This window comes from Pseudomonas sp. D3 (assembly GCF_029320995.1).
GTDB lineage: Bacteria > Pseudomonadota > Gammaproteobacteria > Pseudomonadales > Pseudomonadaceae > Aquipseudomonas > Aquipseudomonas paraveronii.
Genome location: NZ_CP119772.1, coordinates 1,429,238 through 1,439,945, shown reverse-complemented (window position 1 = coordinate 1,439,945; position 10,708 = coordinate 1,429,238). Strand labels below are relative to the sequence as shown.

General features: G+C 58.0%; 13 protein-coding genes. 2 read left to right on the top strand and 11 right to left on the bottom strand.

The window, feature by feature from the left end; all coding sequences use genetic code 11:
* Positions 1-62: 62 nt before the first annotated feature.
* Positions 63-626: a PadR family transcriptional regulator gene (locus P3S72_RS06405; protein WP_276196666.1), complete on the top strand. Its 564-nt coding sequence runs from the start codon at positions 63-65 to the stop codon at positions 624-626.
* Positions 623-1,390 (top strand): siderophore-interacting protein, encoded by a 768-nt coding sequence (locus P3S72_RS06400; RefSeq protein ID WP_276196665.1) that lies wholly within the window; start codon positions 623-625, stop codon positions 1,388-1,390. Before P3S72_RS06405 ends, P3S72_RS06400 begins: the two co-directional genes overlap by 4 nt.
* A 14-nt stretch (positions 1,391-1,404) precedes the next feature.
* Here the strand turns inward: P3S72_RS06400 and P3S72_RS06395 are convergent, their stop codons facing one another.
* From P3S72_RS06395 to P3S72_RS06345, 11 genes are all read right to left on the bottom strand, one after another.
* A complete protein-coding gene (locus P3S72_RS06395) occupies positions 1,405-2,370 on the bottom strand; it encodes a fimbrial protein (protein WP_276196664.1) in 966 nt (321 codons plus the stop codon).
* Between the two features lie 98 nt (positions 2,371-2,468).
* Positions 2,469-3,017 (bottom strand): fimbrial protein, encoded by a 549-nt coding sequence (locus P3S72_RS06390; protein ID WP_276196663.1) that lies wholly within the window; start codon positions 3,015-3,017, stop codon positions 2,469-2,471.
* Positions 3,018-3,028: 11 nt separating this feature from the next.
* Positions 3,029-3,508: a fimbrial protein gene (locus P3S72_RS06385; protein WP_276196662.1), complete on the bottom strand. Its 480-nt coding sequence runs from the start codon at positions 3,506-3,508 to the stop codon at positions 3,029-3,031.
* Between the two features lie 13 nt (positions 3,509-3,521).
* Positions 3,522-4,016: a fimbrial protein gene (locus tag P3S72_RS06380; RefSeq protein ID WP_276196661.1), complete on the bottom strand. Its 495-nt coding sequence runs from the start codon at positions 4,014-4,016 to the stop codon at positions 3,522-3,524.
* A gap of 10 nt (positions 4,017-4,026) precedes the next feature.
* Positions 4,027-4,599 (bottom strand): fimbrial protein, encoded by a 573-nt coding sequence (locus P3S72_RS06375; RefSeq protein ID WP_276196660.1) that lies wholly within the window; start codon positions 4,597-4,599, stop codon positions 4,027-4,029.
* Positions 4,600-4,620: 21 nt separating this feature from the next.
* Entirely contained in the window at positions 4,621-5,382 is a 762-nt protein-coding gene (locus P3S72_RS06370; protein WP_276196659.1) for a fimbria/pilus periplasmic chaperone, read from the bottom strand.
* Positions 5,379-7,982: an outer membrane usher protein gene (locus tag P3S72_RS06365; protein WP_276196658.1), complete on the bottom strand. Its 2,604-nt coding sequence runs from the start codon at positions 7,980-7,982 to the stop codon at positions 5,379-5,381. The genes P3S72_RS06370 and P3S72_RS06365 overlap by 4 nt, the downstream gene beginning before the upstream one ends.
* A 19-nt stretch (positions 7,983-8,001) precedes the next feature.
* Positions 8,002-8,562: a fimbrial protein gene (locus P3S72_RS06360; protein WP_276196657.1), complete on the bottom strand. Its 561-nt coding sequence runs from the start codon at positions 8,560-8,562 to the stop codon at positions 8,002-8,004.
* Positions 8,563-8,611: 49 nt separating this feature from the next.
* Positions 8,612-9,121, bottom strand: coding sequence for a fimbrial protein (locus tag P3S72_RS06355; protein ID WP_276196656.1), 510 nt, complete (start codon positions 9,119-9,121; stop codon positions 8,612-8,614).
* 711 nt (positions 9,122-9,832) lie between these two features.
* On the bottom strand, positions 9,833-10,456 hold the full coding sequence (locus tag P3S72_RS06350) for a Pr6Pr family membrane protein (protein ID WP_276196655.1): 624 nt from the start codon (positions 10,454-10,456) through the stop codon (positions 9,833-9,835).
* Between the two features lie 4 nt (positions 10,457-10,460).
* On the bottom strand, positions 10,461-10,694 hold the full coding sequence (locus tag P3S72_RS06345) for a VF530 family protein (RefSeq protein WP_010212838.1): 234 nt from the start codon (positions 10,692-10,694) through the stop codon (positions 10,461-10,463).
* Positions 10,695-10,708 lie beyond the last annotated feature (14 nt).

Genomic DNA, 10,708 nt, shown 5'->3' with positions numbered 1-10,708 from the left:
GATCTTGAACAGCCTTAAGATATATCTTAAGTTATATCTTAACCAAAACGGAGAGACCCAAAATGAGCGAGCATCATCCCCACGGCGAGGGCCGCGACGGCTTCGAAAAACGCCCCGGCCGCGAACGCGGCGGTCGCGGCCCACGTGTATTTGCCCCCGGCGACCTGAAGTTGCTGTTGCTGGCGCTGATCGCCGAACAGCCGTGCCACGGCTACGACCTGATCCGCCAGATCGAAGGCCTGTTCGACGGTGCCTACAGCCCCAGCCCCGGCGTGATCTACCCCACCCTGACCTTTCTTGAAGAAAGCGAATTGATCAGCGGCGACGCCGAAGGTGGAAAAAAGCGCTACACCGTCACCGACGCCGGTCGTCTTTCTTTAGGTGAGCAGGCGATTGCACTGGAAGGCGTGCGCACGCGCATCGACGTCAGCAAACGCTCGCTGCGCGGCCATGATCGCCCGCCGGAAATCCACGAGGGGGTGCATAACCTGCGCCATGCCCTGCAACTGCACCACGGGCGCTGGAGCGCCGAAGAAATCGCGCGCGTCGCCGCGTTGCTCAACAGCACCGCCCACGCCATCGTCGACGGCCCGGCCGTTCAACCTATCCAGGGGAAAACCCAATGAATACGCCCGTCATCCATCGCGTCACCCACGAGATCAAACGCCGTCGCCTCGACGTGCTGCGGGTGGTCGATCTCACCCCGCGCATGCGCCGCATCACCCTCGGCGGGCCTGAGCTGGCGGGGTTTGTCAGCCTGGGCAGTGACGATCACATCAAGCTGATGTTCGCGCAGAACGCCGCCGAGCAGGCCGCCCTGCAAAGCCCGACGTTCAACATCAAGGGCGATGGCCCGCAGCCGGCGATGCGCGACTACACGCCACGGCGTTTCGACCTGAGCCTTGGCGAGTTGGATATCGACTTCGTGCTGCACGGCGATGGCCCCGCCTCCACCTGGGCCGAGCAGGCTCAAGTCGGCCAGCACCTGTACATCGGCGGCCCACGGGGCTCGATGATCGTGCCGGATATCTTCGACAGTTACCTGCTGATCGGCGACGAAACCGCCCTGCCCGCCATCGCCCGCCGCCTCGAAGAACTGCCGGCCGGGCGCAGGGTGCTGGCGGTGATTGAAATCGCCGATGCCGCCGAGCAACAGGCGCTGCAAAGCGCGGCCGAGGTTGACGTGATCTGGGTGCTACGCGGCCAGGCTGACCTGCTCGACACCGTGCGCACACTGACGTTGCCGAGCGGTGCGCTGTACACCTTCGTGGCGATGGAAACCAAGCTGTCGCGCCAAGTGCGCCGAGTGCTGCTGGACACGCACAAGGTCGATGAAGCGTTCCTCAAGGCCGTCGGTTACTGGCGCGCCGAGGGCAGTGAGGAAGCGTGAGCCTGGCGCGAGTGTCACGGCACCCCCATCACGAGTACCCCGCTGCCGCTGGTGGCGCCAGCAGCAGGTAGCGACCCCGCTCGCCGAACGAGAGAAAACGTCACATCGTCGCCCCCCACGCTGTTGGTAATGCGGGTCAGGAATGAACCGTTGACCGGAACCGCAGCCCCGGCACGGATGAGGGCCGTGCCTACGTCCGGGTTGGTCATCGTGAGCAGGCGTGTATCAAACGACGACGGATTGCCTTTGTAAGAGATCGTGATCGGTGTGGTAATCCCGCCGTCCGGACAGGAGTAGGTGAGCCGGCGGTCGCTGCGGATGGACGTTGTCAGCGGATCGGCGCCGATTGCACGTTGGTGGACGTTGCCGAAGTTGATCTCGATCGGGTTGTTATTGTTGATCGTGCAGGTTGACGGGGTGATGGTGAAGTTGTTGGCGGCGGTGTAGGTAACTGAGATCCGCGCCGTACTTGCGTTGTAGTTGTTCGTGGCGGCGAGACGCAGGATCCCGAGCGTATCGCCTATTCGAATATCGATCGGATTAGACGGGTTGTTGCGCACCAGAATATAGGGCGTGACATCGATCGGGTAACCTCTCTCGTCGTCAGGCAGCGTGGCGACCCGTATTCCATTCGGGATAGGAATATTTCGGTACGCTCCATTCATTCGTAAACCAGCGCCTTCTTGGCTGAATTTGATACCCGGCACCCAGGGGGTCCCCGCCGCGCTACCCGTTGACCAGTAGTCCTGCCGGGAAGACGGGCTCTGCGCCCCTCTGGAAAACCCACATTCAAGCCGCGCGCCTTCCAACATGATCCGTGTACGATCTGCGGCCAAGGTAACGGTAACGGGAACCTGTAGGGGTAGGTCCCCGAATATCGGTTCCCACGGTCCGCCATTCACACGGCATGTCGCTGCGCTCACGGTCGTACTGAAACCAATCAGGACGAACAGCGCCATCGCACCATATAGTTGTTTCATGTTGATCTCTCTTGCTGCTCTACCCAAGCATTGCCCAGCGAACATTCAGCCCGCGCTTTAAAGCAGCCCTAGGGAGCGTTGAGGTTTGTCTGAGGCGGTTACGGATAGTCCAGCGTGAACGTCGAGGTCACCGTGAACAGACCGTGCCCGATGGTTTGATCCCTGATCGCATCCGGCTCACCCTGCACATAGGCCTTGAGTTCAATGACATTGCTGCCGTTACTCAACACCTGTTCATCGCTGACGGTATTCAGCGGCAATGGCTTATTGCTCGGCGTCTCCAAGCCGACCGCGATACCTGAGGCACCGCTTCCACCATCGAGCGCGAGCAATCCGGGGAGTGCCATGTTTTCCCTACCGCCGAACGTGACGGTGACCGTGTTGCCAATCGTGGTGTCGCAGTCCTCCAGGTGCAGTTTGAAACCCTTCCCCTGTGAGCGCGTGTTGATGTAGAGGTGCTTGCTGGTAACGTCCCAGAGTTCCAGCGTGATTGCCTCGTCGCCAGGGCGGATCGTGCAGGCCTCTTCAACCAGGTTGCCCTTGAAACTCAGGTTGTCCGCCGCATGCCCCTCAGGCATCAGGCCGAAGATGAACAGCACTGCCAGCCCGGCACATGGCCAACCTTTATGAAGCATTTCATGTTGCATGGGCTCAACTCCTACTCGTATTCGGCCAATAGCGTGGCCACCGCCGTAAACCTTGCCGGGGTCAGCACTGCACCCAGCGGTTTGACCGGAACCACTTCCAATGTCGGCGGTGACGACAGGCTTATGTCCAGTGGCGTATTGAGTGGAAACGGCACGTTATTCTGAAAAATCCGAATGCCCAGGTCAGGCACATTGGTCTGCACCGCTGAGCCATCAAAAGTCGTGGGGGTGCCGTTGACGCTCAGTTTCAGTTCCCATGGGAGCGTGGCGGGGCTACAGCTGATGGTGTAACCGAGCCCCTTGCGGTATTTCACACCGTCGACGCGCTTTACGCCGACATCCCCAAAATCGACTTCAATCGTGTTGCCGCCATCAATCGTGCAAGGGGGAGGCTCATTCAGTGTTCCGCTAAAGGTCACGTTGGCCGAAGCACCACTGCAAAGGCCGATGGACCAGCAGACGAGCAACGCTCGCGGCTGCCAAAATGTCATTGATCGTTCCTCTTCATTGGTAATCGACCACAAGGGTGGCGGTCGCATCAAATGCGCCTCCCGTCAGCTTGCTACCTGCCCGTTTGACCGGCACCGCCTGCACCACCGGAAAGTTCGGATAAGTAAAATTCACTGCCGTATTCAGCGGCCAATCAGCCCCATTCACGAACAGCTTTACCCCAAGATCCGGTTTGCGGGTCACGAGTACGCCATTATCAAACGCAGCCCCCGAGCCCTTGAGTTCCAGGGTCAACGCGTTGCTGAACGGGGAATCACACGTGACGGTGTAAGGCACGTCTCGACGATAATTGACCCCGTCAACCCGTGACGTCAGCAGGTCATTGCCAAAAGGCACATCGAGCGTGCTGCCGCTGTTAATCACACACGGCGGCGGCGCAATGATGACTGCGCGAATGGTCAGGCTGGTTTCAGCGTGCACGCCTTGGCCGACAGCCCACAGCAGGCCGCCACCGATAAGAATGGCCCGCAGACCGGTTGAGGTTGCCATCGTTCTGCCCCTACTCATAATTGAGCCTGAAATCCACCACGGCCCGAAATGCGCCACTGGTCAACGCCGCAGAGGTGCGTGTGGGTTGAACATTCCAGGTCTGGATATTGCCGCCCAGGGGCAAAAACAAAGGTTCGCCCCTTGAACCCAACTGCACATCCCGCCCCAGTGCATCGGTCAAATGCAGGCCCATCCCGGTGACGCCTTGCACTTTGACCAGCCGCGGATCATCGGCATCGGCAGGCGCGGAAAACGCTACCGACAGTACGGGTTGAAAGGCACTCCATGTCAGGTTCCCGGTACGTTCACTGCGGATGCTGCCTGCCGTGCGGTGGCAATCGGTAAACCGCAGCTGAAATGCCACGGGTTTTGCCTGATCGCCGGGACGTTGCAACTGGCTGGTCGACACGGCGCCCAGCTCAATCGTTTGATGGAGTGATGCCATCTCCAGGCTGCAGGGGGTTTCATGCATGGTTCCGGAAATGTTCAGCAGCCCATTCATGCCCTCGACATCCTCGGCATGCGCGCCCCCCGCAAAGGCCAGTAACAGGCCGCCCAAGACCTTCACATGGTGCGACTTCATGATGTTCTCCAGCAGCAGGCGCTACTCATTAGCCGTTGATACTTGCAAGTTGACGTTGCAAGTGTTGCCACCGCAGGTGAAGGCCAGTAGCGGACGTCCGCCGTAATCATTCACGTAGGCCAAATACGGCGTGGTGCCGAGTGCCGTGGCCGTTGGCCCCAAGGTCAGCGTACCTTTGGGCGGGACCATCAGGGGTTCGAAACCGGGCACGGTTTTACCGTCCTTGGTGCTGCGCGCATCCACCAGGGTCACGTAGTAAGGCGTAGGGTTATTCACCCGATACCGCTCGCCTTCGCGAGTCAGGGTTAGCTTTTCCTGCCAAGGGTTGGATAGATCCTGCTGGCTTGGCGCAATGGCTTGCGGTCGGTAGAACAATTTAATCCGGGTCTGCAGCGCAATTTGCAGGGTGTTGGCCTTATCGCTGCGCGGCGGAATTTCCCTCAAGTTGAAGTAGTAGACCGTCTCTCGATCCTGCGGTAACGATTTGGCCGCCGGCAACGCCTGGACTTTCACCTGGCTTTGCTTCCCTGGCTCCAAGCGTTGAACCGGCGGTAGCACGATCAAGGGCGAGGTGATTTTTTTGCCCTCTTCATCCTCGATCCAGCCCTGGGCCAAATACGGTAACTGGGTATTGTTATTGGTGATGTTCACGCTGGTGGCATCTTTGCCGCCATCAAAAATCACTCGGGTACGATCCAGGCCAACCGCCGCGTTGGCACTCTGACTCAAGCCCAGGGCCAGCAGCGTGAAGGCCTGGAGTGTGAGGCGTGTATTGAGCATCATGAGGATGTGTTCTCCGTATCGATAGGCTTGCCGGTCAGCGTCGCTGGCTCGGACAAGGATTGATCAGTGGCTACCCTCCGGCAGCCCAGTTGCAGGGCATCGGTCAAGCCATTCGCGGGCAAAACGCCTGGGAGCGTGAGGATGCATCGCTCGGCCCCTCCCCAACTGACGATCATCTCTTCGCCGGCCTGAATACCACTCAGGTAGACATTGCCGCCGTCATTCACAATCCCGGTGTCCTGCTGTTTGACGTTCTTCACCGTCGCGCCGAAGGGCGGCGAACTGCCATCCGGCAGGCGAAGAACCGCCATGGCTTTTTCGCCGGAAATCACGTCCAGGAACCGATAACCGATCGCCCCCTCGGTGAGCGTCAGTTGCGTGACGGATTGAGTGGCTTCGACATTGCTCGGCAAACTCTCCAGATCGACACTGGCCGCCGTGCGCTGATAGCTGCCGATATCGGAAATGACCGCTTTGCCGAAGGCGTTGCTGCGGGTCGGTGCGCCATAACCCCGCACAGGCACATCGGGGACACCGGCGGTATCGACCATCAGGCGGGTTCCGCCCGTACTGTTGGTACGATGGAGTGCTGCACCGTAAGGCGTGAGCGTGCCGCCGCCGCGAGCGGACACACTGAGGCTGGTGTAGCTGCCTTCGCGTTTACTGGCGGCGAGATCAATGTCTACCTGGTCACCCACATGACTCAGATAACCACTGGCAGCGTTATCGCTGGCACTGAGCTGGTAGCTATTACGCTCATCGAGGCGATCACTGTAGCGCGTCGAAAGACTGTTATTGCCTGCCGCTCGATTGGCGTCCAGCGACAATGTACCGCTGCGCCCCAACGGCAGGCTGACCGTCAGCGCCATGCCGTTATCCTTATAGTTATATTCCTGAGTGCGGTACATATTCAGCGATAAGCTCATGTTCTTGACGCTTCCAACATTAAAGTAGCGTGACACCGACACATTCCAACGCTGAGTGGCCGAGCGTTCCCAATAAGTCTGCTTGTTGTAACTTAGGTAAACGGTCGCACCCAGATCCCGAAATTGCTTATTCACCGTGGCCGTATAAAGTGCCTTGCTGCCACCAATGGGCCTCCAACTTGTGTGGAACTCACTGTCCTTGTCGAGCCCGGCGAGTTCGCCGTTCCTTCCGTAATGTCGAGCATCGAGGTATTCACTCATGCTCAAATAGTTCTTCTCGGAAAAGCGATAACCGGCAAAGGTGACTTGGCTGTCGTACTGTTCAAACTTCTTGGAATATTGAAGACGGTATGATTTCCCCGAGAGCGTCTCATTCCACACACTGGCGCGCGACTGAGTAGCATCCAGCGACACGGCGCCGAACGCCAACAGGTCACGACCTGCCCCAACAGACATCGCTCGGTAGTTGTTATCCGTTATACCGCCGCCATACAGCGACCAGCCGTTACTGATGCCCCACGAGAACTCGCCACTACCAAAAAAGTTGCCATCACCGCCGTACTGAAGATTGGACGGTCGCCCAGTCGCCAGTTTGTAACGAACTTGTCCCGGCCGCGTCAGGTAGGGAACGCCTGCCGTATCGATCTGAAACGTGTGGACCGAACCATCCTGCTCTTCCACCCGCACATCGAGCCTGCCGCTCACGGCGTCATGAAGGTCCTGAATACGAAAAGGCCCTGCCGCGACCAGCGTTTCATACAGCACACGCCCCTGCTGGCTGATGATGACCCTTGCATTGGTTTTGGCGACCCCGACAATTTCAGGTGCGTAACCACGCAAGTTGGGTGGCAGTTGGCTTTCATCCGAATTGAGTGCGGCGCCGGTAAAGCGGAAGCTGTCAAACAGGTCCGAATACAGGTAGTCCTCACCCAGTACCAGGCGCGCTTTCAGCGCAGGAATTGCGCGATAGGCATAGTAGCGACTCCATTCCAGCTTCGGATGCCTGGACGCCTCTTCACGATCTCTGTCGACACGCCCCTGCCAGTCTGCCCGCAAGCGCCACGCCCCGGCATTGGCCCCGACGGTTCCGTTACCACTGAAGTTATTGCGGACACTGTCATTCTTTTGGTGGCTGGAGAGCGCCGTCACGTTGTAGTCAATCAGCAACCCCGACACGCCCTCGTCCCAGCGGGAGGGCGGGTCCCAGTTGATGGCACTGTATTCAAGATAGGCTTGGGGGAGGTTGATATTCAGCGTGGAGGTGGCCAAATCTCCACTGACTTCCATACCCGGTAAACCTTGTATATCCAGGCACTCCCCGCCTTTCCACCAGGTGAGCTTGGCAGCGCCGGACGCCTTCAGGCCCAACTGTTCCACAAGACCGTGCGATATACAGGCCTGACTACCTTTGGGATCATTATCCGGGGGATAGAACGCCACCGATTGCTCAGAAATGGGCTGGCTATTTATCTGTACAACCATCGAGTAGGTGCCCGGCAGAATAAACCCGCTGCGTGCAAACTGAGACAAGTCAATATTGGTGCGGTCAACGAGATCAAGAACATCCGTATTAAACTCGATATCCCCTGCACTCAATGCAGTTCCCACCACTGCCATCAACCCGCCAAACAGGCTTGGGCGGAGCGTATTTTTGATCTTCGACGCATTCAACATGAAAGCAACCCATCACTGTTCAAAAGTATTCCAACTTGAACCGCACTGCGGCAAGGTGAGCGCCAGGTACCAGCGGCAGTCCGTTGCCAACCAGGCGAAGCGTGTAGTGAAGTGTCATGTCACCTTCAGCCAACGGAAGCAGCGCCATCGGCTCACCCGGAACACTCTCTTGACCGGCCGCATCCCAAATATGAAGAGCGACCCCCTCTGAATTGCCGAAGGCAGCAAAGGAGCGACCTTCTCTATCGCGAGGACCGTCAAACGTCACTTGCAGATGCTGCCAATCAGGCAGACTTACGCCTGGGCGCAACGGGTCAGGGCGACTCAATGAGCAATTGACCAGACGCAACTGGAAGGGGTGTGGTTCTCCCCTCGTATTGCGCAAGAGTCGACCTATTGGTTCGGGAGCCATCTCGATGGATTGATCGGCACTGGCCAATTCCAGCCCGCAAGCGGAGTCAATGACCTCTCCTCCCAACGTGACGACCCCATCGCCTTGCGCCGGCGTTTGCGCGAAAACGCAAGGGTTGATGAACATCGCCAATGACGAGGTGATAGCAACGCGTATGAATGTTTTCACCGATTTCTCCCACCAGCGTCCCCGCCACCCTAAGTGGCGGGGGAAGAACTTACTGATAAGCCAAGGTGAAATTGGTTACCGCGCTGAAACTACCCGGGACGATCGGGTCCGTAGCGGCGCCTTGTACATAGGCACCGAACTCCAGGGTGTTATCACCGACGACAATGGCCTGCGGGGTCGTAGGGACACCCAACTCAACGAGTTTGCTGCCATGCGTCATCATGATGCCGACGCCACCCGCGCCGCCGACAGTGCCGATCGCGCCAGGCACAGCGCTTGAGGGCGCCGCGGTGAAGGTGGTCGTCACGGTTTTATCTGTGAGGCCCGTCAAATCGCAGCCTTCAAGTTCGATAAGTACACGCCGGGCTTCAGACTTGCCTCCGCTTTGCAACTGATGCTTTGCAATCGCCCCCAAGTTAACGGTCTGATCGACGGAGTCAGGCTTAATAGAGCAAGCACCCGAGTGGACCGACCCGATAAACGTAACCGTTCCATCCGCCGCATTTACAACGGACGCCGAACCCATCAACAGCCCGACAGCCAACAGTGCAGTTTTCATTTTGCTTTTCATTTGCCAATACTCACACATTAATAAACCTCATTAAGAAAGCCTGCCGCAGCAGTGCAGCAGGACTTATTAAGCAAGCAACGAACAGGGTGTAGTTCCTGATTCCATCTCGGCAAAAGTTTGGATCACGCGGTTGCGCGCAAAACGGCTTTTCCAACTATTTGTATTGCAAATCAGGATCACGTTCGAAGCCGGGCAAGTTTCCCCTGCCGCCATGAAGAAGTAAGCCGTCCGCTTCGCAAATTTGCGTAGCTTTGTTACACCCAGACACATAGGAAAATTATGGCAATTTGCCAAAACTTTAAAAACAGCCGTAAGAAACAGACTACATGCAAGTTAATGAGAATCTATTAACTACGAACGGGTATGTAAGAACTGGATTACAGACACAAAAAAATAACAGCATCTACTGGGTCAGACCCACTAACTAATTAAGTAATGAGCGCGGAGAGGAAGCCGTCTGTCCCTCGGCGAGTTAGATATCGATTTCGTGCTTACTTTTGCGCTTTTCAAAAGTGAGCCGCCGTAAGGGCGGAACCCATAGCGGCCGTTACCTGAATAATGGATATGTACTCATTCCAACCCGAGCAAAGGGTCGGCTCACAGGCCGCCACGGGAGCAAGCTCCCTCGCCACAGGTCCGTCGAACGACCAATAAAATTGTGTAGATACGCATGGTCATCGCGGGCAAGCCCGCGCTTTTTTACGGTGCCCGCTTGAGCAATTTGTCCAAACCCACAACCGCCAGCGCAATCAGCACAAACCCGGTCAAAATCCCCCCGGCATTCATAAACACCTGTGGATAACCGAGGGTGCCGACGTCGATGAACGGGTACTGGTACTGCCCGAGCATATCCCCGCGCAGCAGCACATAGGCGAAGTACACCAGCGGGTACAGCACCCACAGGCCAATATGTTTGAACCGCAAGGCGCCCTTGGGCACGCAGCGCCACCAGTAGACGACAAACAGCAGCGGCATCACGTCGTGCAGCAATTCGTCGGCGATGAACTGGAACCCCTCGGGCTGCCACAAATGCCGCAGCAACAGGTTATAGGCCAGGCTCACCAGCACAATGCTGACGGCAATCGCGCTGCTGACCCTGGGCGCCAGGAAAAACCGCTTCGCCGCTGAATCACGATGAACCACGGCGTAGCTCAGCACCACCACCACCAGGGTGTTGGTCAGCACCGTGAAGAAGCTGAAGAAGTTGATCAGCCCGCCCAACAGACTGGCGCCCGTCGACCAGCGCGAATAGAAAATCAGGTATTGCTGAACCGCCAACCCCACCCAACCGGCCAGGGCGGCCGCCGCTACACAGCGCTTCATGGGTTCAGTCCAGCGGGCGTTTGGTGCGCATCAGTTTCACGTACAGCCCTTCGACTTTCTCCCGCGCCCACGGGGTTTTGCGCAGGAACGTCAGGCTCGACTTGATGCTCGGGTCGCTCTTGAAGCAGCGAACATCGATGCGCTCGGCCAGACCGCTCCATTCGTAGTGTTCCACCAGGGTAGTGAGGACGTGTTGCAGAGTCACGCCGTGAAGCGGGTCGTTGCTTGTCGCGGTCATGCCAGGCCTATCGC